The sequence below is a fragment of the Pseudomonas sp. OG7 genome (genome assembly GCF_014192825.1).
Taxonomy (GTDB): Bacteria; Pseudomonadota; Gammaproteobacteria; order Pseudomonadales; family Pseudomonadaceae; genus Aquipseudomonas; species Aquipseudomonas monteilii.
On sequence record NZ_JACHYK010000005.1, the window covers coordinates 167,377 to 188,181 of the forward strand.

The following is a 20,805-nucleotide window of genomic DNA, read 5'->3' on the forward strand; positions in this document are numbered from 1 at the left end:
ATGCACACCATTTTCGTCATTGTTGCGCCGATCTTCGCTTTGATCCTGGTTGGCTACTTGTGCCGCAAGACCAACAAACTCGGCGACAAGGCCGCCGCCGAAATCAACAAGATGGTGGTCTGGCTGTGCCTGCCGGCGTTGCTGTTCAAGGTCACCGCCACCGCCACCTGGAGTGAGATCTGGCATCCTGGGTTCATCGTGGCCTTTGGTGCGGGTGCCTTGGCCATGTTCGTGGTCACGCTGGCGTGGCGGCTGTACAGCGGCCATGGCCTGGTGGCATCGAGCATCGACGGGCTCAGTGCGGGCTATGCCAATACCGGCTATATCGGCATCCCCTTGTGTCTGTTGCTGTTCGGTCAGGCTGGCTTGCAGCCGGCCCTGATCTCGTCGTTGATCGTCGTGTGCCTGGTGTTCGCCATTTCGCTGACACTGATCGAGATCGGTTTGCAGGAAGAGCGGCATATTGGCCGCGCCATCGTGGTGGTGGGCAAGGCGCTGGCGAAGAACCCGCTGGTGATTTCGCCGCTGGCGGGTGCTGGCTGGGCCATGACCGGGTTGGGGCTGGCCGAGCCGGTGATGCACTTTCTCGACATGCTGGCGTTGGCTACCACGCCGTGCGCCTTGATATCGCTGGGCGCGTTCCTGGCGGAAAAGCGTACTGGCGCACAGGCCAGTCCGTGGCCGTTGGTGGGGTTGAAGCTGGTAGGGCAGCCGGCGCTGACCTGGGTGCTGGCGTACAAGGTGTTCAGCCTGCCGAGCATGTGGGCGGCTTCGGCGGTGCTGTTGGCGGCACTGCCGACAGGGACCGGGCCGTTCATGCTGGCGGAGTATTACAACCGCGAGGCGGGGCTGATATCGCGGACGATCCTGTTATCGACCGTGGCTTCGCTGGTGACCTTGACCGGGCTGTTGTATCTGCTGGGGTATGCGGGTAGCTGAAGGCCTCTTTGCGTATAAACTCGCGCCTACAAACAATGCGTTTTCCTGTCGGTGCGGGGCCGCTCATCGGCCCTGACGTTATCGAGCATGCCATGGCGCAACCAGCTATGACGCGTTCGTTACTGAGCCCAAATCACGCCGGTGCCTACCCGATAATCATGAAAATGAATCGGGAGACCGGCGTGAAGCTAGAAACGCGAAGTATCGAATTTGTCCCACACGCTGAGCGTTATGGCACGCCTAAACGACTGTTCACCATCTGGTTCAGCTCCAACTTCCAGATAACCGCACTGATGGTCGGCACCCTGGGAGCCGCGTCGGGGCTAAGTTTTGGCTGGACATTGTTGGGCCTGCTGGTCGGCAACCTGATCGGCACCGTGTTCATGGCGGCGCACTCTGCCCAGGGCCCTCACCTTGGCGTGCCACAGATGATCCAGAGCCGGGCCCAATTCGGTGTTCACGGCGCGGCGATCCCGTTGCTGGTGATGGTCACGGCTGCCGTCTTGTTCCTCGCCGCAAGCGGCGTGCTGATGCGTGAAGCGCTGCAGGCGCTGATGCCCATGAGCGATGGCCAAGCCATTGTGGTGGTGGGCGTACTGACCTTTATCATTGGCTTTATCGGCTACGAACTCATCCACCGCCTGGGGGCTTGGATGAGCCTGCTGTCCACCCTGGTTTTTGCTGGCGCCCTGGTGCTGATCCTGCTGCACCCTGGCGGCCTCGAAAGCACAACGGCGGTGAGCACAGGCTTTTCGTTCGCCGCCTTCAACCTGATCGTTGCCCAGTCTGCCTCCTGGACGCTGGGCTATGGCCCCTATGTGGCCGACTACTCGCGGTACCTCCCGGCCAACGTCAACCCTCGCGCCACGTTCTGGGCTACCTATTGCGGTTGTGCGCTGGGCTCCTTCGCCATGATGGCATTGGGTGCGCTGGTGGCCGTGGAACTACCCGCCGCACTGGGGCATGACCCTGCAACGGCCATTGCCGCGTTGTTTGGCCCGTTGGCGCCGTTGGCGCTGGCAGTGATCGCACTGGGGGTGATCCAGTACAACGTCCTGTGCCTGTACAGCGCGTACATGTCGTCAGTCACGATCTTTGGTGCGTTCAAGACGATCGCTCACGTGACCTCAACTGCCAAAGCCATGGTAATGGCCTGCCTGACCGCAGCGGCAACGGTGATCGCCATCGCCATCCAGTACAACTTCGACACATTCTTTGCCGACATCCTGATCGGCCAGTTGTACCTGCTTATCCCTTGGAGCGCGATCAACCTGGTGGACTACTACTGGGTGTGCCGGGGTCACTATGATGTGGGAGCGCTGTATGACGCCAAGGGGCGCTACGGACGTTTCAATCGTCGAAGCCTGGCGGTGTACGCCGTGTCGATCATCGGCACCATCCCGTTCATGAAACTGTCGTTCTACACGGGTTTCGTGGCCGAATGGCTGGGTGTGGACATCAGTTGGGCCATGGGCTTGATCCTGGCCGGCGCGCTGTACTGCATGGTCCACGGGCGCGAAAGCAAGCCGCTTTCGACAACCCTGGAATGTGCGCCCTAGGGCTGCCTTGAAAAGCGAAAGGGCTGCAATGCAGCCCCTGTGATTCAAGCCTCGCTCATCGCTTCCAGGCGGCGCGGCGCCGATTCCGGCGTTGTGCGCCCCGCCAACCCGGCCCGCATGTCATTGCCACTTGGCTGCTGATAAAGGCCCAAGCCGAACTCCGGCAACACGGCCAGCAGATAGTCGAAAATATCCCCCTGGATGCGTTCGTAGTCTGCCCATACCGTGGTGGTGGTGAAGCAGTAGATCTCCAGCGGCACACCCTCGGCGGTGGTCTGCATCTGTCGCACCATGCAGGTCATGTTCGGGTGTACGTTGGGGTGGTTCTTAAGGTAGGCCAGGGCAAAGGCGCGGAAGGTGCCGATGTTGGTCAGTTTGCGGCGGTTGGCCGCCAGCTCCGCCACCGGCCCCAGGGCCTCGTTCCAGTTTTGCAGCTCCTGGCGCTTGCCGGCCAGGTAGTCGCCCAGCAGCTGCACCTGGCTCAGGCGCTGTTCCTCTTCGCGGGTGAGGAAGCGTACCCCAGCGGCATCAATGAACAAGCTGCGCTTGATCCGCCGGCCACCGGACTGCTGCATGCCGCGGTAGTTGCGGAACGACTCGCTCATCAGGCGCCAGGTGGGGATGGACACGATGGTCTTGTCGAAGTTCTGTACCTTGACGGTGTGAAGGGTGATGTCCACCACATCGCCATCGGCACCCACCTGCGGCATTTCGATCCAGTCGCCCACATGCAGCATGTCGTTGCTGGTCAGCTGCACGCTGGCGACGAACGACAGCAGGGTGTCCTTGTACACCAACAGCAGCACCGCCGACATGGCACCCAGGCCAGACAGCAGCAACAGCGGCGAGCGGTCGATCAGGGTGGCGATGATGACGATGGCGGCGAAAATCCACAGCATCATCTTGGCCAACTGCACGTAGCCCTTGATCGAGCGGGTGCGGGCGTGTTCGGTGCGGGCGTAGATGTCGAGCAGGGCATCCAGCAGGCACGACAGCGCCAGGGTCATGAACAGCAGCGTGAAGGCCAGGGCGACATTGCCGAGGAAGTGCTGGGCGGTGTCGGACAGCTCTGGCACCAGCTTCAGGCCAAACTGCAGCACCAGCGACGGTGTGGTTTGTGCCAGGCGATGGAACACCTTGTTGTGGCGCAGGTCGTCCAGCCACTTCAGCGCCGGTTGGCGTGCCAGCAGGCGGGCGCTGTGCAGTACCAGGAAGCGTGCCAGCCGGCCGATGACCAGGGAAATCAGCAGCAGCACCGCCAGGCCAATGGCCGCGTGCAGCATGGGGTGTTGGTCGAGGGTGCCCCACAGGTCGAGGGAGTCACGCCAGATTCGTTGGATATCCATGGGCTTGCGTACAGTCTTGTTGCGAAACGAAGTGCCATTAGAGCGCGGATGGCGGCAAAGTTGCCAAAAGAAATTCGGCTAAGCCGGCAGAAAACGTTACCCTATGCAACTGAATTTCCCGCACTTGCCCGAGGTTACCTCCGTGTTCTCCCAATTCGCCCTGCATGAACGCCTGCTTAAAGCCGTGGCCGAGCTTAAATTTGTCGAGCCAACCCCGGTGCAGGCCGCGGCCATTCCCCTGGCCCTGCAAGGGCGTGACCTGCGTGTGACCGCGCAGACCGGCAGCGGTAAAACGGCAGCCTTCGTGCTGCCGCTGCTGAACCGCCTGGTCGACCTGAAAGGTGGACGGGTAGAGATCCGCTCGCTGATCCTGCTGCCGACCCGCGAGCTGGCCCAGCAGACCCTCAAGCAAGTGCAGCTGTTCTCGCAGTTCACCTACATCAAGGCGGGCCTGGTCACCGGCGGTGAAGACTTCAAGGAACAGGCCGCCATGCTGCGCAAGGTGCCGGACGTGCTGATCGGCACCCCGGGCCGCCTGCTGGAGCAGCTCAATGCCGGTAACCTGGACCTGTCCCACGTGCAGGTACTGATCCTCGACGAGGCCGACCGCATGCTCGACATGGGCTTCGCCGAAGACATGGAGCGCCTGTGCAAGGAGTGCGAGAACCGCGAGCAAACCCTGCTGTTCTCGGCCACCACCGGTGGCGCGGCCCTGCGCGACATCATCGGCAAGGTGCTGAAAGACCCTGAGCACCTGATGCTCAACAGCGTGTCGCAGCTGGCCGAAGGCACCCGCCAGCAAATCATCACCGCCGACCACGACCAGCACAAAGAAGCCATCGTGCAGTGGCTGCTGGCCAACGAAACCTTCGACAAGGCGATCATCTTCACCAACACCCGCGCCCTGGCCGACCGTATCTACGGCCACCTGGTGGCCAAGGACGTGAAGGCATTCGTGCTGCACGGCGAAAAGGACCAGAAGGACCGCAAGCTGGCCATCGAGCGCTTCAAGCAAGGCAGCTCCAAGGTGCTCGTGGCCACCGACGTCGCAGCCCGCGGCCTGGACATCGACGGCCTGGACCTGGTGATCAACTTCGACATGCCACGCAGCGGTGACGAGTACGTGCACCGTGTGGGCCGTACCGGCCGCGCCGGTGGCGAAGGCCTGGCAATCTCGCTGATCACCCACAATGACTGGAACCTGATGTCGAGCATCGAGCGCTACCTCAAGCAGCAGTTCGAGCGCCGGGTGATCAAGGAAGTGAAGGGTACTTACAGCGGGCCGAAGAAGGTCAAGGCGTCGGGCAAGGCTGTTGGGGCCAAGAAGAAGAAGGTAGACAAGAAGGGCGGCGATAAGAAAGCTGCCGCCAAGCGCAAGCCGACCGCCAAACCGAGGCCAAATGCACCGCTGGCCAGCGCTGATGGCCTGGCGCCACTGAAAAAGCGCAAGCCGGCTACTGAGTAACATTCAGTAGCGGTGTTGGCTTCTTCGCGGGCTTGCCCGCGAAGAGGCCAGCACAGGCGCCAACTACTCAGCCTTCTTCTCCGCCGTTTTCAACTCCTTGATCCGCTGGTCAATCAGCTGACACTTGTCGGGCAAGTCCTTGCTCGCCGTCTCCAGGTCCATCCCCTGAAGCTCGTCATTAATCTCCTTGGCCTTCTGCGGGTTCTGCTCGGTCAATTGGGTAACCAGCCCGGCCAGCTCTTCACGTTTCTGCGTTGCTTCTTCCGGTGTGCAGGCCCAGGCGGGCAGGGCGCAGGACAGGGCGATGGCGCAAGTAAGGGGCAGCAGCGGTTTCATCCTTTTTACCTCCAGCGGTGGTTATGCGCGGTGGAGGGCAAAAGGCGCGGGCAAGTTCAGCGATTGCGACCGATGGCGATAACGGTTAGTCATCCAGCGAGGTGGGGCACTCATATCGTGGCTCTCATTCAACTTTCCGGAACGTCACCACTCACTCTCCGGTCCCAACCTGTGTACCCCTTCCGTCCACAGCTGGAGCCCATCACCATGAGCATCCCCTACGACTGGGACCTGATCGAGCGCTTGTTGCACGAGGTGCAGAACGGCGCTGGTCACAGCTTTACCCCACGCCCCTATGCCGAGCAGCACGCAGCATCGCTGGCTGCCAAAGGTGAGCCGGTGGGAGACCTGGACCTGCTTAAAACCCTGGCCTGTGAGTACGAGAAGCTGCTGTTCAAGCGTGGCTTCATCGCAAGCCGGCCTGAAGAAGAGGGCGGCAATGGCGAAAACTTTGTGTTGACCGAGCGCGGTTTGCGCCTGATGAGCCTGATCGATAGCAGCATCCCCGGCTTCGAGCACCCGCGTCAGGTGCTGGACGAGCAGGCGGATGCGCTGGATGAAGCCACCTTCGAACAGGTGTCAGCGAAGGCGCAGATTGCTTGAGGTCGTTTTGAGGCTGGCAAGGGTGGGCACGGAAACCCGATAATCGGTAACTTCTGAATATTGCCGAGCCCTTGCCCATGCCGACGATCACACCAGAGGCCCGCCCATGAGCGCGGTCCGCAAGAACCCTGACGCCTTCGCTTTCCAGGTGATGCTGGGGCTGTGCCTGATCTGGGGTTGCCAGCAGGTGCTGATCAAAACCGCCGCCGTGGATATCGCCCCGGTGATGCAAGCGGCCCTGCGCAATGGTATCGCCGCCGTTCTGGTAGGCCTGATGTTGTGCTGGCGCGGTGGCTGGGAACAGGTCGGCAGTACATGGCGCGCCGGGGTGGTGGCGGGTGGGTTGTTCGGCCTTGAATTCCTGTTCATTGCCGAGGGGCTGAAGCTGACGTCGGCCGCGCACATGTCGGTGTTCCTCTATACCGCACCGGTGTTTACCGCGTTGGGCTTGCATTTCCGGTTACCCAGCGAGCGCCTGAGGCTGTTGCAGTGGCTGGGGATTTTGCTGGCATTTGGTGGCATTGCCATGGCGTTTGCCGGTGGCATGTCGTTCGAGGAGATGGATGGCCGCATGCTGCTGGGTGATGCCTTCGGTGTAATCGCCGGCCTGGCCTGGGGCGCGACCACGGTGGTGGTGCGTTGCTCACGGCTGTCGGAGGCGCCGGCGACCTTGACCCTGTTCTATCAGCTGGCGGTGGGTTTTGCCGGGCTGTTGCTGATTGCCTTGCTCAGTGGGCAGATCGGGGCCGTGTCGCTGACGCCATTGGCCATGGGCAGTGTGCTGTTCCAGGGGATTGTGGTGTCGTTCGTCAGCTACCTGACCTGGTTCTGGTTGCTGCGCAAGTACCTGGCATCAAACCTCGCTGTGTTTTCGTTCATCACCCCGCTGTTCGGGGTGACCTTTGGTGTACTGCTGCTGGATGAGCCGCTGAGCGTCAACTTTGTGATTGGCGCGTTGATGGTGCTGCTGGGAGTCATTCTGGTAAGTGCCGAGCCTTGGGTGAAGAAGCAGTTACGGCGGTATGTAGGTTAAAGGTTTGCCGGGCAGGCGCCGCCGGCCCGCTCGCTGCGTGCCAACCTCACCAGCCCCCCGGCCACCACCAACCCGCCTGCCGCCGCCATCAGCGCCGGCTGCAGCCCGCCGCTGTTTTGGATGCTGAGTGCTGCCAGCAGCGGGCCACTCAGCTGCCCCAGGGCAAAGCATGCGGTCAATAGCCCGGCATTGCGTTGCGTGGCATGGGGTGCCAGCTCTCGCGAGCGTTGCATTACCAGTTGCATGCAGGCCAGGAACGGCCCGCCACACAGCACCACGCCCAGCGCCAGCCCGATGCCCCCGCCCAACAGGCAGGCCAGCACGCCGACCCCTTGCAGCCACAGCGTGGCGGTCAGCCAGGTTGAGGTGCGGCCGCCACGGCGCAGGCTTACCAGCAGCACGCCCAAGGCCGCCGCCAGGCCAAACGCCGGCCAGAACAGGTCGGCCTGCCACTGCCCCTGGAACTGTTGGCTGGCCATTTGCGACAGGAAGGTGGCCGGCAGGATGTAACCGACGCCGTAGAGCGCATACACCAGCCCCAGGCGGCCAATGCCCACGCTGCGGGTCGGGCCTTGGCGCACTGGCGACGGGGCTGGCGCCGCTTGCAGGGCGCGTGGCAGCCATGGCCGCACGGCCAGCAACATCATCAGCGCCGCCACGGCATAGATCAGCCACAGGGCTGCCGAGCCCAGCCCCAGCACATGCGACACTAAGGCCAGCAGCCCGGTCATGGCAATGCCCAGGCCTGGCCCGGCGAACACCAGGGCGCCTTGGCGCTGGCGGTTGTGTGCATTGGCCACTTGCTGGCTGAGGCTGGTGATCATCACCAGCACCCAGGCACTGGCCACGCCGGTACCAAAGCGCAGCAGCAGGTGGCTCCACAACCCCTCAGCGGCCCACGAGGCCAGGGTCAGCAGCACGCACAACCACAGCCCACCCTGCAGGCGCAGTCGCACCTGGCCGGGTGAGCGGGCGAACATGGCATCTACCGCGCCAATGAAATAGCCCAGGTAGTTGGCTGCCGCGACCAGCCCGGCAACCGCCAGGTCGAACTGGCCTTCGGCGATCAGTTGCGGCAATTGTGGCGTGAGGGCGAAACGGCCGATGCCCATGGCCATCATCAGCGCCACGGCGCTGGCCAGCAGTTGGATAAGTGGCGACATGACAAGTCTCCTGCACGGATGTAAGCGATAGTCGGCAGGTTAGGGCGGTTTCTTTTTCAATAAAATTGAATAATGATGATCAAGTTGTTCTGTTTTGGAGAATGCCGTGGAATTCAGCCAGCTCCGTATCTTCCAGGCCGTTGCCGAGGAAGGCTCGGTCACCCGTGCCGCAGAGCGTCTGCATCGGGTGCCGTCAAACTTGTCGACGCGCCTGCGCCAACTGGAAGAGCAACTGGGCGTCGAGCTGTTCCTGCGTGAACGCCAGCGCCTGCAGCTATCGCCAGCGGGCAAGGTGCTGCTGGACTACGCACACCGCATGTCGGCCTTGCGCGACGAGGCGCTGGCTGCCGTACGGGGCGGCCAGCCGGCCGGGGATTTTGTGCTGGGGACCATGTACAGCACGGCGGCAACCCATTTGCCGGCGTTGCTGGCGCGCTACCACCAGGCCTACCCGGCGGTGAACCTGCAGGTGCGCGCTGCCCCTAGCGGCGAGCTGCTGGAAGGCTTGCTAAGCCACCGCCTGGATGCTGCCCTGGTGGATGGGCCGCTGAACCTGGCCGGGCTGGATGGTGTGCCGTTGTGTGACGAGCATCTGGTGCTGATCACCAGCCCGGAGCACCCGGCAGTGCATACCGCCCAGGATGTGGCAGGGAAGGCCGTGTTCACGTTCCGCCAGGGCTGCTCGTACCGCATGCGCCTGGAGGCCTGGTATGCCCATGCGCATACCCCTATGGGCCGGGTCATGGAGATCGAGTCTTACCAGAGCATGCTGGCCTGCGTGATTGCCGGCGCAGGCGTGGCGATGATGGCCCAGTCGATGCTCGACAGCTTGCCAGGGCGCGACCGGGTAAGGGTGCACCGTCTGCAAGCACCGTTCGATCAGGCGGTCACCTGGCTGATGTGGCGTCAGGGTATGCGCGGTGCCAATTTGCAGGCATGGATCGACCTGCAACAAAGCGAAACGATTAACCAGTCGTCGGAATGCGCCGTTACGGCTTGATCCGCGTCAAAATGGCCCTTATCTGTAAGATCAGAAGCATGCGTAATACAGGACATCGGGCTATGATCTGTATGAAACATCGCAGGATTGATTTGCCGTGAGGCTGACCCGTCAAGGGGGCATTATGAATAAACCACTGTCCAACTGGCTCCACGACCTGGCGGTTGCCTTGGGGCTGATTCCACCACCCTTGCAGCCGGTGCCGATCCCGACTGATGAAGAGCAGCGCAAGCGCCAGCCGCGTCGTCGCTGACAAAAACAAAGGCCGCTGCACCTGAGTAGGTGCAGCGGCCTTTTTGTGTCTGCTGATTGTTTATTGCCTGTCAGGCCAGATTCACTGCACCGACGGGTTTACGGGACATCAGGCTAACCACCACAAAGCTCACCAAGCCAACAGCCAGGCTGTAGTAGATCGGCGTATTGGCCTCCAGCCCGTCCTTGAACATGAACAGCAGCGCGGTGGCAAAGCCCAGCGACATGCTGGCAATGGCGCCGGCGGTGGTCGCACGCTTCCAGAAGATCGCCCCGATCAGTGGGATCAGCATGCCGCCGACCAGCAGGTTGTAGGCCAGGGTCAGTGCGTTGATCACGTCGTTCACCATCAGCGCGATACCCAGTACCACCAGGCCGGTGAGCAGGGTGAACAGGCGGCTGACGCCAAGGCTCGACTGCTTGCCGCCACGCAGTTTGGGCAGCAGGTCTTCGGTCACGGTAGTCGAGGCCGCCAGCAGGCCGGCACTGGCGGTGGACATCATGGCTGCCAGCGCTGCCGCCATCAGCAGGCCACGGATGCCATCGGGCAGGGTGGTCTTGATCATTTCGGCGAACGCATTGTTCGGGTTGGCCAGGTCGGGCATCAGCACATGTGCAGCCATGCCGATCGCGGCGCAGGCCAGGCCGTACAGCACGCAGTACACACCAGCGGTGGTACCGGCACGCTGGCAGACTTTCTCGTCACGGGCGGTGAACACCCGCTGCCAGATGTCCTGGCCGATGAGGATGCCGAAGAAGTAGATCAGGAAGTAGGTGATGATGGTGTCCCAGCCAATGGTGGTCAGCTGGAAGCTGGCCGCCGGCAGCTTGGCCACCAGGGTGTCCCAGCCACCGGCCTTGTACAGGCACACTGGCAGCAGGATGAACATCAGGCCGACGGTTTTGATCACGAACTGCACGATGTCGGTCAGGGTCAGCGACCACATGCCGCCAATGGTGGAGTACAGCACCACTACACCGCCGCCGAGCATCAGCGAGGCCCAGAATGGCAGGTCCAGCAGCACTTGCAGTACGGTGGCCATGGCCAGGGTAGAGGTCACGCCGATCATCAGCGCGTAAGCCAGCATGATCACGGCGCTGGCCTGGCGAGCGGTCGGGTTGTAGCGCTGCTCCAGCACCTGAGTCACGGTGAAGATGCGCAGGCGCAGCAACGGTTTGGCGAGGAACAGGTTGATGGCGATGATGCCCAGGCCCAAGGCTGCACATAGCCAGAAACCGGAAATGCCGTGGACGTAGCCCAGGCGTACGGTGCCAACGGTAGAAGCACCACCCAGCACGGTCGTGGCCATGGTGCCCATGTACAAGACAGGGCCGAGGTTGCGCCCGGCTACCAGGTAGTCTTCGTGGGTTTTCGCGCGCCGCATGCCATACCAGCCAAGCCCGAGCATGCCGGCGGTATAAATCATTACAACAATGATGTCCAAGGCCATTGGGGGTCTCCCGATTATCTTTATTATGGCGAGATCGACCACGCGGGCGGTTGCACGGCGCCCGGCGGTCTTGTCGTGTTGTTGGCGGGCCTCAGTGGCCCTCCCTCATGGCTCCTGCCGGGGTGTAGCGGTATTAGCGACGCACTACGCCCGGTAGCACGCAGAGCATTTCGAACAGCAGGTTGGCACCGAGCAGCGAGGTGTTGCCGGTGGTGTCGTAAGGCGGGGAGACTTCGACAAGGTCACAGCCGATCAGGTCCAGGCCGTGGCAGCCGCGAATGATCTCCATCGCCTGGATGGTGGTCAAGCCGCCGATTTCCGGGGTGCCGGTGCCAGGTGCCCAGGCCGGGTCGATGCCGTCGATGTCGAACGACAGGTAAACCGGGCCGCCGCCGACTTTTTCCCGCACTTCGGCCATCAGTGGCTCCAGCGACTTGTGCCAGCACTCTTCGGCCTGCACCACACGGAAACCCTGGCGGCGGCTCCAGTTGAAGTCGTCAGCGGTATAGCCCTGGGCGCGCAGGCCTATCTGCACCACGCGGTCGCAATCGAGCAGGCCTTCTTCCACAGCGCGGCGGAAGGTGGTGCCGTGGGCGATCTTCTCGCCGAACATGTGGTCGTTGACGTCGGCGTGGGCATCGATGTGCACCAGGCCGATCTTGCCGTGCTTCTTGTGCAGTGCGCGCAGGATCGGCAGGGTGATGGTGTGGTCGCCACCCAGGGTCATCGGGATGACATTGTGCTCGACGATCTCGTCATACGCTTCTTCGATGATGCGCACGGCGTCCAGCAGGTTGAAGGTGTTGATCGCTACGTCGCCGATGTCGGCCACCGACAGCGAGTCGAACGGTGCAGCACCGGTGGCCATGTTGTACGGGCGGATCATCACCGACTCGGCGCGAATCTGCCGTGGGCCGAAGCGGGTGCCGGAGCGCAGCGAGGTGCCGATGTCCAGCGGCACGCCAATGAAGGCGGCATCCAGGCCTTCGGCGCTCTGCAGGTGGGGAAGACGGAGCATGGTGGCGATGCCGCCGAAACGCGGCATTTCGTTGCCGCCCAGTGGTTGGTGGAGAGTCTTGTCCACGGTGGGCCTCATCAGTCGGTCGATTGTTCTGTTTGTTCGAACCTGTGCCGCCGCGCGCCATTTCAAGTGTGGTTTTGCCGGCGGGCAGGGACATTTCGGCCAAGTCTGCTGAAGGTAGTGGCGGGGAAGAATCGCTACCGACAAAAACTTAGTTCAGGAATTTCTGAACTAAAGGCGGGCAGAGCGGTTAGACTGCGCGCAAATACCCCTGCGGAACCGTTGCACCATGGCCTCGACCTTGCCCGACCTGAAACTGCTGCGCATCTTTATCAGCGTGGTGCGCCACCAGGGCTTTGCCAACGCCCAGCGCGAGCTGAACCTTTCAACCTCGGCCATCAGTACTTACATGAGCCAGTTGGAGGGGGCCTTGGGTATCGTGTTGTGTCACCGTGGCCGGGGCGGCTTCAGCCTCACCAGCAAAGGCGAACTGTTCCACCAGGAAACCCTGCGCCTGTTGGCCGAGCTGGACGGCTTCGAGCAGTATGCCGCTGCCCTCAAGGGTGAACTGCGCGGCACCCTCAACCTTGGGGTGATCGACTCCACGGTCGGTGACCGGGCCTTGCCGCTGGCCGAAGCCATTGGCGCCTATAGCCAGGAGCACCCGGCAGTGCACCTGCACCTGTCGGTGTCCAGCCCCTACGAGCTGCAACTGGGTGTGCAGGACAACCGCCTGGACCTGGCCATTGGCGCATTCTCCTCGCGCATGAGCGGCCTGCTGTACCAGCCGTTGTACCGTGAGCAGCACTGGTTGTACTGCAGCAGCCGTCACCCGCTGTATACCGAGCGGCGTATCCCTGAGCCGGTGGTGACGCAGCAACGCATGGTCGGGCGTGGCTACTGGAGCCAGGCCGAGTTGGCCCGGCATGGTTTCAAGCACAGCGCGGCGACGGTGGAGAGTATGGAGGCGCAACTGATCCTGATTCTGTCCGGGGCCTATATCGGCTATTTGCCCGAACATTACGCCCAGGCCTGGGTCGACAAGGGCGACTTGCGTGTGCTGTCGCCATCGACGTTTGGTTACCAGGCCCCGTTTTCGCTGATCATCCGTCGCGGGCGTAGCCGTGAACCCTTGATCCAGACCTTCCGCGACCTGCTGAAAAGCCAGCTCAACGTGGGCTGAGAAGCAAGGTGTTCATGCATTCCGTCGGGAGGCGCTAAATTCCGGCAAAAGCAGACCGCTAACCTGATAGCGCTCTGCTACATATCAACTTGCGCTGATGATTTTCCCTCATTTCATCCTGCAAGGATCGCCCAAGATGCGCATGAATTTGCCCGTCACTGAGCACGAAAGAACCTTTTCCAGCGATCAACGCCTGATTTCCACCACGGACCTGAACAGCCGCATCACCTACTGCAACGACGCCTTCGTGGCGATCAGCGGTTTCACGTACGACGAACTGGTCGGCCAACCCCACAACCTGGTGCGCCACCCGGATATGCCGCCGGCGGTATTCGGGCATATGTGGGAGACCATCAAGCAAGGCAAACCGTGGATGGGCGTGGTCAAGAACCGGGCCAAGAACGGGGACTATTACTGGGTCAGCGCCTATGTCACGGCGATCTACGAGCAGGGCCGCATCAGTGGCTACGAGTCGGTGCGCTCGGTACCCACGCGCGAGCAGATCCGCCGTGCCGAGGCGCTGTATGCCCGCCTGCGGGGCGGCAGGGCTGCCGTGCCATGGGCGGCGCGGCTGGGGCATGGGCTGGGCCATGGCTGGCCGTTGATTGGCGCAGGCCTGTTGTCGGCAGCCGGTTACCTGTGGTTGCCGCCCTATGCCGCGCTCGGGGTGCTGATGGCCAGCCTCCTGCTGGCCTGGTACCTGGTCGAGCACCGGCAGAACCAAGCCATCCGCCGCACGCTGGCCGAGCACCCCAAGGCCTTCACCAGCCCGCTGGTGGCACTGACCTACAGCGACAACCCGGGCCTGCAAGGCCAGCTTGACCTCGCCATCATCAGCGAGGAAGCACGCTTGCAAACGGCCCTGACTCGGCTGGTGGATGCCGGGGTAGGGGTGAAGTCGAGGGCGGCGCAGTCGTCCGATTTGTCTGACGCCCAGGCGCAGATGCTCGACCGCCAGCGCAGTGAAACCGACCAATCGGCCACGGCCATCGCGCAGATGGCAGCGACCATCCAGCAAGTCACCCACAACGTGCAAAGTACGGCTCATGCGGCGGGTGATGCCGACCAGTTGGCGCAGCAGGGTAGCGAACTGGCGCTGCAGAGCCTCAAGGCCATGGGCAGCATGAGCGATGCGGTCAATGACATTGGCCTGGCAGTCAATGCCTTGGCCGAGCAGACCCAGTCGATCGGCAGTGTCGTCGATGTCATTACCTCGATTGCCGAACAGACCAACCTGCTGGCGCTCAATGCGGCCATCGAGGCGGCGCGCGCCGGCGAGCAAGGGCGTGGGTTTGCCGTGGTCGCCGATGAGGTGCGTTCGCTGGCCCAGCGCACCCGTGCTTCCACCGATGAGATCCACCACATCATCGCCTCGCTGCGCGCAGGGGCAGAGCGGGCCGTGAGCACCGCCAGCCGGGGCGAGCAGATCTCGAGAGACAGCGTGCACAGTGTCGAGGCCGTGCAGGCTGCGTTGAGCGGGATAGCCCAGGCGGTCAGCCGTATCACCGGCATGAGCCAGCAGATGGCGACGGCGTCGGAGCAGCAGAGCCATGTGGCCGAAGATATCAACCAGCAGATCGTGAGGATTGCCCAGCTGTGCGACCAGAGTGCCGGGCAGGCACGGCAGGGGGCTGAAATCAGCCAGGATCTTGAGCGCATGGCGGAGTACCTGCATAGCCTGGCGGAGCGGTTCAATCGTTAAGCGAAGTGGGGTCCGCCAAGCGGGCCCCGGTTCTGTGGCAAACTGTCTCCGCCAAGGAGAACCCCATGCCCAGACCCCGCTGCGAGCGCTGCCAGCGCCCGCTCGACCATTGCCTCTGCCCACTGATCCCCGCGCTCGACAGCCGCACCCGCGTCATCCTGCTGCAGCACCCCAGTGAAACGGCCCATGCCCTGAACACCGCGCGCCTCGCGGCCCTTGGCTTGAACAATGCCGAGTTGCGGATTGGAGAGGTGTTCGATGACTTGAGTGAACTGTTGGCGACCCCCGGTTACCGGCCGGCTCTGCTATTCCCGGGTGACGACGCCCAGGTGCTCGCGGCGTATAGCGAAGCCGAAGACAAACCCTTGCTGCTGATCGTGCCCGACGGCACCTGGCGCAAGGCGCGCAAGCTTTTGTACATGAATCCGTTGCTGCAGGGGTTGCCGAGAGTCACCCTGGGGGCCGTCACGCCTTCACGTTACCGGCTGCGCAAAGCGCCGGAAGCGGGGGCATTGTCGACTATCGAGGCGGTGGTGGGGGCATTGAATACGCTGGAGCAGCCGGCCTGCTTCGATGCACTGCTGGCGCCGTTCGAGGCGTTGATCGAGGGGCAGATCAAGGCGATGGGGATGGAGACGTTTGAGCGTAACCATGGCACCGAGTGAGGGCTGGGGGCCGCAAAGCGGCCCCCGAATCTCAAACCCGATCAACGCATCTCGGGCAGGCGCGCCTCGGTGCGTACTTCAGTGGTAGCCAGGGCCTCTGGCGGCAGCGAGATGTGTTGCTTGCTCAGCAACTCACCCATGGTCGCCAGCACGCGGTAGCGCGAGAACTCCTCGGTATAACGCACTTCGGTGTAGCGGCGGTCGGCGTTGTACAGTTCGTTTTCACTGTCCAGCACGTCCAGCAGGGTACGCTGGCCCAGGCCGAACTGGTCCTGGTAGGCAGCACGCACGCGCTTGGTGGTCTCGGCATATTCACGCGCGGTCGGCAGCTGCTTGCTGGCGTTGTTCATGGCGTTCCATGCCAGGCTCAGGTTTTCGGTCAGCTCACGCAGGGCGTTGTTGCGGATGTCCAGGGCCTGGTTGATCTTGTGCGCGTCAGACTGCAGGCGGGCCTTGTCACTGCCACCGCGGAACAGGTTGTAGTTCATCTCTACACCGGCCTGCCAGTCGTTGTTGTTGTGGCCTTTCTCGCCGCCGGTGTTGTTGTTGGCACCGGTTGCCAGAATGGCGTCAAAGCGCGGGTAGAAAGTCGACTTGCCCACTTCGTACTGCTGCTCGGCCGCGTTGACGTCAGCCTGGGCAGATTTGATGTAGGGGTTGTTCTGACGCATGCTGTCGCGCGCGCCGTCGAGGGTGTCAGGCACCTCGGCCTTGATGGTCTGCGGGCTTTCCAGTTCGTCCGGCATGCGGCCGATCACGCTGAAGAAGTTGGCCTCGGCATCGGCCAGGTCGACTTCGGCGGTGTCCAGGTTGTTTTCTGCCAGGGCGCGACGTGCGCGGGACTGGTCGAGGTCGGCGGTGCTGCCAACGCCGCGCTCGTTACGCAGGCCGATCTGGTCGTTGACGCGCAGGTGAGCTTGCAGGTTGTTCTTGGCCAGGGTTACCAGCTCGCGGCGCTTGAGCACTTCCAGGTACACCTCCACGGCACGCAAGGCGACATCCTGGGCAACGGCCTGGGTGTAGTAGGCACGGGAGGTGGAGACTGCCTCGGTACGGCCCACTTCATTCGAGGTGTTGAAGCCGTCGAAGATCATCTGCCGCAGGCGCAGCTCGGACTGGGTGTAGTTGAGGGTTTCCTTGTTGTGGTTACCCTCGGCACGGGTAGTGGCGTTGTCCGAACGCTGGCGGCCATAGCCAGCGACCAAATCCACGGAAGGGTAGTAGCCACCACGCGCAAATTTCACGTCCTCATCGGCCGACAGCTTGCTGTTGCGGTTGGAGCTGACTTGTGGGTGGTAGTCCACGGCGCTCTGGACGGCCTCGGTGATCGACATCGCCTGTACGTTGGCACTCGCCAGGGCCAACAGTAATGCACTGGTGATGGGGTTCAAAACGCGCATGGTACATCTCCCTGATCCTGGAATTGATCCTGCTGCTCGCCAAAAAAATGACGATAATGTTATCGCGTATAGTGTTGCAGGTTTTTAACAACACAGCTAAGTACATTCAACGCAATATGTAAGAAGATTTATTCATATCAAATTGCCATATAAGATCTTTATTATCTAAAAAAGACACCAATAAGTGCTGATGGCGAATGCGCGTAAGGCTTACAAAGCCAGTGTCTGCAAGGCTTTCGCGAGGTTCCAGAATTATTCTGGATAAAGGAAGTATCCGTTAGGCGAAAGTGATATTTGGCGACAAAAAAATGTCACTTTGGCTTTTGAAGGGTTTTCTGTCTGAGGATGTACAGGCTGACCAGCACGGCGCTGGTCAGCATGAATGCGCGCGCCCAGAAGAGGGGAACCAGATAGCACGACAGACCAATGCTGGCCCACATCAGGCCGATGGCGTAGACCTTGCCCTTGAGGGGAATGCCTTCTCCACTGAGGTAGTCGCGAATCCACGGCCCGAGCTTGGGGTGGTTGACCAGCCAATGGTGAAAGCGCGGCGAGCTGCGGGCGAAGCAGGCTGCCGCCAATAGCAGGAAGGGGGTGGTGGGCAATACCGGCAGGAAAATCCCCAACACCCCCAGCGCAACGCTGAGCCAGCCGATGGCCAGCAGCAGGTAGCGCACAGGCAGATTAGTGGTGGCGTGGTTTGAGCAGCGCCGGTTTTTCGTCAGGGGCGTGCAGCAGCAGGAACAGCGCGGTCAGCGCTTCGGGGATCTGTACGATCATGTCGTCCTGCAGGTGGGCGTTGCTGGCGATATCGGCGAACTCTGGCTGTTCGTCGAACAGGCCCGAGCCGACCATGATCGGCAGCAGCATCTCGCTCACTTCTTCTTCGGCGTTCTCGAACCAGGCTTCTTCACGCAGGAACACGCCTTCCATGAAGCCGATGCACCAGCCCCGCAGATCGGAATCGTCCGGCTCGTCGGTCAGGTCCAGGTCGCAGGGCAGTTCGAATTCGTCGTCGCTGGCCAGCTGGCGGGCGATGTGCGCCTTGAGGGCAACCAGCGTCGCCTCGATTTCGGTGCGCTGGGCATCGCTGCTGTAGTGCGGCTCTTCGGCGAACAGGGCGTCGATCCACTCGCGCTCCGGTACATCCTCGGCATTGATCGACAGGGCGGTGAGGTAGCCGTGTGCGGCGACATAGTCCAGCGCTTCTTCGTGCAGCTCGTCGGCGTCGAGGAAGGCTTGCAGGCGGGTCAGTTGCTCGGCGAAGGACATTACAGGGCTACCTTGGGGAATAAACGATAACGAATTCTAGCACCTTGCAGCGGCAGCGGGGCAAAGGGAACGTCTATCGCCGTGGTGCCCTGCGCGGTGCGGTGCTGCGGTATACTCCGCGGTTTTTCATCCAGGGGCAGGGTTTACCGGTCGCCTGGCAAAAACCGCTTACGCTTTTGGCGTATGCGGGGCGGGTTTTTCGTCCAGCCTGTTTCCAGGATGGTACGGCGATTTGGAGTTGCACATGCTCGAACAGGCTCAGCGCGTTCTCAAGGACATCTTCGGCTACGACAGTTTCCGAGGGCGCCAGGCAGCAATCATCGAATGCGTGGCCAACGGCGGCGATGCCTTGGTGCTGATGCCCACCGGCGGCGGCAAGTCGTTGTGCTTCCAGGTACCGGGGCTGCTGCGCCCCGGCCTGACGGTGGTGGTTTCGCCACTGATCGCCTTGATGGATGACCAGGTTGCCACCCTTGACGAGCTGGGCGTGCCGGCGGCTGCGTTGAACTCCACGCTGACACCTGAGCAGCAGCGTGACCTGGCCGGGCGCCTGCGCCGTGGCGAAGTGAAGATGCTGTACCTGGCGCCGGAGCGCCTGGTGCAGCCGCGCATGCTCGACTTCCTGCGCGACCTGGACATTTCGCTGTTTGCCATTGACGAAGCCCACTGCGTCTCGCAATGGGGCCACGACTTCCGCCCCGAATACCTGCAACTGGGCCAGTTGGCCGAGCTGTTCCCGCATGTGCCGCGTATTGCGCTCACCGCCACCGCCGACATGCGAACCCGCGAGGAAATCGTCCAGCGCCTGCACCTGCAAGGCGCCGAACGCTTCCTCTCGAGCTTCGACCGGCCCAACATTTTCTACCGCATCGTGCCCAAGGAAGCGCCGCGCAAGCAGTTGATGGCCTTCCTGGGCGAGCGCCGCGGCAACGCAGGCATCGTCTACTGCCTGTCGCGCAAGAAGGTCGACGAAACCGCCGCCTTCCTCTGTGACCAAGGCTTCCCGGCATTGCCGTACCACGCTGGCCTGGCGGCCGAGACGCGCGCGGCCAACCAGCACCGCTTCCTCAACGAGGAAGGGCTGATCATGGTCGCCACCATTGCGTTTGGCATGGGCATCGACAAGCCCAACGTGCGCTTCGTTGCCCATCTCGACCTGCCCAAGTCGCTTGAGGCCTATTACCAGGAAACCGGTCGTGCCGGCCGTGACGGGCTGCCCTCCGATGCCTGGATGGCCTACGGCCTGCAGGACATGGTGATGCTCAAGCAGATGCTGCAGAACTCCGAAGGTGACGAGCGCCACAAACGCATTGAGCAGCACAAGCTCGATGCCATGCTGGCGCTGTGCGAGGAAACCCGCTGCCGCCGCCAGTCTCTGTTGGCCTATTTCGACGAAACCCTCGAACAGCCCTGCGGGCATTGCGACAACTGTGTCGACAAAATCCAGACCTGGGACGCCACAGAGCCGGCCCGCCAGGCCCTGTCGGCGGTGTTCCGCACGGGTCAGCGCTATGGCGTCGGCCACCTGGTCGATGTGTTGCTGGGCAAGGACACCGAGAAGGTACGCAATTTCGGCCACGAGAAGCTGTCGGTTTTCGGCGTTGGCAAGGGCCTGGCCGAGGTCGAGTGGCGCTCGCTGTTCCGCCAGCTGGTGGCACGCGGCCTGGTCGATATCGACCTGGAGGGCTATGGTGGCCTGCGCTTGTCCGACAGCTGCCGGCCGCTGCTGCGTGGCGAGGTCACCCTGCAATTGCGCCGCGACCTCAAGCCGCAGACCACGGCCAAGGCTTCGTCCTCCAGCGGCGGCAGCCCGGCCAGCCAACTGGTGCGTGCCGAAGAGCGCGATCTCTGGGAAGCGCTGCGTACCTTGCGGCGCAAGCTGGCGGAGGAGCACAGCGTGCCACCCTATGTCATCTTCCCCGACTCGACGTTGCTGGAAATGCTGCGCAGCCAGCCCGTCAGCCTCAGCGACATGGCCCAGGTCAGCGGCGTGGGTGCGCGCAAGCTGGAGCGCTATGGCCAGGCATTCCTCGAAGTGCTGAACAACAGTGGCGGCACCGACGAGGCGCCGAAAGTGGTGCTCGACCTGCGCCACGAGTTGGTCAGCCTGGCGCGCGCCGGCATGACGCCGGCGCAGATCGCCGGGCAGCTCAACTGCAGCGAGAAGAACGTGTATAGCCTGCTGGCCGAGGCACTGGGCCGCCAGGAGCTGAGCCTGGACCAGGCCCTCGACCTGCCGGAAGACCTGCTGATGGAAGTGCAGGACGCCTTCCTGGATGGCGAAGGCGAGCTGCCAGCGGTGTCGGCCATTGCGCCGTTGTTCGGCGCTCGGGTGCCGGAGGGCGTGCTGTATTGCGTGCGTGCAGCGTTGGCGGCGGAGTTCGAGCTGTAAACGGCGGCAGGATCGAAGGCAGA

Annotated in this window: 19 protein-coding genes; 11 read left to right on the forward strand and 8 right to left on the reverse strand. The window is 62.5% G+C overall.

Features of this window, described 5'->3' with window-relative positions:
- Nucleotides 1-939: an AEC family transporter gene (locus FHW75_RS13970; RefSeq protein WP_016711893.1), complete on the forward strand. Its 939-nt coding sequence runs from the start codon at nt 1-3 to the stop codon at nt 937-939.
- Between the two features lie 182 nt (nt 940-1,121).
- Complete coding sequence (locus tag FHW75_RS13975) at nt 1,122-2,498, forward strand: cytosine permease (RefSeq protein ID WP_183673905.1); 1,377 nt, start codon at nt 1,122-1,124, stop codon at nt 2,496-2,498.
- 44 nt (nt 2,499-2,542) lie between these two features.
- On the opposite strand, the gene FHW75_RS13980 is transcribed toward FHW75_RS13975, so the two are convergent.
- Nucleotides 2,543-3,844 (reverse strand): mechanosensitive ion channel family protein, encoded by a 1,302-nt coding sequence (locus FHW75_RS13980; RefSeq protein ID WP_016711891.1) that lies wholly within the window; start codon nt 3,842-3,844, stop codon nt 2,543-2,545.
- A 103-nt stretch (nt 3,845-3,947) separates the two neighbouring features.
- On the opposite strand from FHW75_RS13980, the gene FHW75_RS13985 reads away from it, so the two are divergent.
- On the forward strand, nt 3,948-5,309 hold the full coding sequence (locus tag FHW75_RS13985) for a DEAD/DEAH box helicase (protein WP_016711890.1): 1,362 nt from the start codon (nt 3,948-3,950) through the stop codon (nt 5,307-5,309).
- Nucleotides 5,310-5,372: 63 nt separating this feature from the next.
- Here FHW75_RS13985 and FHW75_RS13990 read toward each other — a convergent pair whose 3' ends face one another.
- Nucleotides 5,373-5,645, reverse strand: coding sequence for a hypothetical protein (locus FHW75_RS13990; RefSeq protein ID WP_019099143.1), 273 nt, complete (start codon nt 5,643-5,645; stop codon nt 5,373-5,375).
- Between the two features lie 207 nt (nt 5,646-5,852).
- Between FHW75_RS13990 and FHW75_RS13995 the strand changes: the two genes are divergently transcribed.
- Both FHW75_RS13995 and FHW75_RS14000 read left to right on the forward strand, forming a co-directional pair.
- Nucleotides 5,853-6,248, forward strand: coding sequence for a hypothetical protein (locus tag FHW75_RS13995; RefSeq protein WP_019099142.1), 396 nt, complete (start codon nt 5,853-5,855; stop codon nt 6,246-6,248).
- 106 nt (nt 6,249-6,354) lie between these two features.
- Entirely contained in the window at nt 6,355-7,281 is a 927-nt protein-coding gene (locus tag FHW75_RS14000; protein WP_025753882.1) for a DMT family transporter, read from the forward strand.
- Here FHW75_RS14000 and FHW75_RS14005 read toward each other — a convergent pair.
- A complete protein-coding gene (locus tag FHW75_RS14005; protein ID WP_027609405.1) occupies nt 7,278-8,444 on the reverse strand; it encodes an MFS transporter in 1,167 nt (388 codons plus the stop codon). The genes FHW75_RS14000 and FHW75_RS14005 overlap by 4 nt on opposite strands.
- Before the next feature lie 106 nt (nt 8,445-8,550).
- On the opposite strand from FHW75_RS14005, the gene ptrR reads away from it, so the two are divergent.
- Both ptrR and FHW75_RS26820 read left to right on the forward strand, forming a co-directional pair.
- A complete protein-coding gene (gene ptrR, locus FHW75_RS14010; RefSeq protein WP_019099639.1) occupies nt 8,551-9,444 on the forward strand; it encodes a putrescine utilization regulator PtrR in 894 nt (297 codons plus the stop codon).
- Nucleotides 9,445-9,568: 124 nt separating this feature from the next.
- The gene (locus FHW75_RS26820) at nt 9,569-9,697 is read left to right on the forward strand and encodes a PA1414 family protein (RefSeq protein WP_009683677.1); all 129 of its coding nucleotides are present in this window, start codon (nt 9,569-9,571) and stop codon (nt 9,695-9,697) included.
- 70 nt (nt 9,698-9,767) lie between these two features.
- Here FHW75_RS26820 and FHW75_RS14015 read toward each other — a convergent pair whose 3' ends face one another.
- Both FHW75_RS14015 and speB read right to left on the reverse strand, forming a co-directional pair.
- Nucleotides 9,768-11,147, reverse strand: coding sequence for a sodium:solute symporter (locus FHW75_RS14015; RefSeq protein WP_016711884.1), 1,380 nt, complete (start codon nt 11,145-11,147; stop codon nt 9,768-9,770).
- Nucleotides 11,148-11,280: 133 nt separating this feature from the next.
- Complete coding sequence (gene speB, locus FHW75_RS14020) at nt 11,281-12,231, reverse strand: agmatinase (RefSeq protein WP_003254586.1); 951 nt, start codon at nt 12,229-12,231, stop codon at nt 11,281-11,283.
- A 226-nt stretch (nt 12,232-12,457) separates the two neighbouring features.
- On the opposite strand from speB, the gene FHW75_RS14025 reads away from it, so the two are divergent.
- From FHW75_RS14025 to FHW75_RS14035, 3 genes are all read left to right on the forward strand, one after another.
- Nucleotides 12,458-13,351 carry a LysR family transcriptional regulator gene (locus FHW75_RS14025; protein WP_016711883.1) on the forward strand — a complete coding sequence of 298 codons (894 nt, stop codon included), beginning with the start codon at nt 12,458-12,460 and terminating at the stop codon, nt 13,349-13,351.
- A 136-nt stretch (nt 13,352-13,487) separates the two neighbouring features.
- The gene (locus FHW75_RS14030) at nt 13,488-15,053 is read left to right on the forward strand and encodes a PAS domain-containing methyl-accepting chemotaxis protein (RefSeq protein ID WP_027615324.1); all 1,566 of its coding nucleotides are present in this window, start codon (nt 13,488-13,490) and stop codon (nt 15,051-15,053) included.
- Nucleotides 15,054-15,118: 65 nt separating this feature from the next.
- The gene (locus FHW75_RS14035) at nt 15,119-15,718 is read left to right on the forward strand and encodes a tRNA-uridine aminocarboxypropyltransferase (protein WP_019099638.1); all 600 of its coding nucleotides are present in this window, start codon (nt 15,119-15,121) and stop codon (nt 15,716-15,718) included.
- 41 nt (nt 15,719-15,759) lie between these two features.
- Here FHW75_RS14035 and FHW75_RS14040 read toward each other — a convergent pair whose 3' ends face one another.
- The 3 genes from FHW75_RS14040 to FHW75_RS14050 form a co-directional block, all read right to left on the reverse strand.
- The gene (locus FHW75_RS14040) at nt 15,760-17,118 is read right to left on the reverse strand and encodes a TolC family outer membrane protein (protein WP_019099637.1); all 1,359 of its coding nucleotides are present in this window, start codon (nt 17,116-17,118) and stop codon (nt 15,760-15,762) included.
- Between the two features lie 311 nt (nt 17,119-17,429).
- Nucleotides 17,430-17,795: a YbaN family protein gene (locus tag FHW75_RS14045; protein WP_025753879.1), complete on the reverse strand. Its 366-nt coding sequence runs from the start codon at nt 17,793-17,795 to the stop codon at nt 17,430-17,432.
- Nucleotides 17,796-17,802: 7 nt separating this feature from the next.
- On the reverse strand, nt 17,803-18,390 hold the full coding sequence (locus FHW75_RS14050; RefSeq protein WP_019099635.1) for a YecA family protein: 588 nt from the start codon (nt 18,388-18,390) through the stop codon (nt 17,803-17,805).
- Nucleotides 18,391-18,634: 244 nt separating this feature from the next.
- Between FHW75_RS14050 and recQ the strand changes: the two genes are divergently transcribed.
- Nucleotides 18,635-20,782: a DNA helicase RecQ gene (gene recQ, locus FHW75_RS14055; RefSeq protein WP_161990054.1), complete on the forward strand. Its 2,148-nt coding sequence runs from the start codon at nt 18,635-18,637 to the stop codon at nt 20,780-20,782.
- The last annotated feature ends 23 nt before the right edge of the window (nt 20,783-20,805 follow it).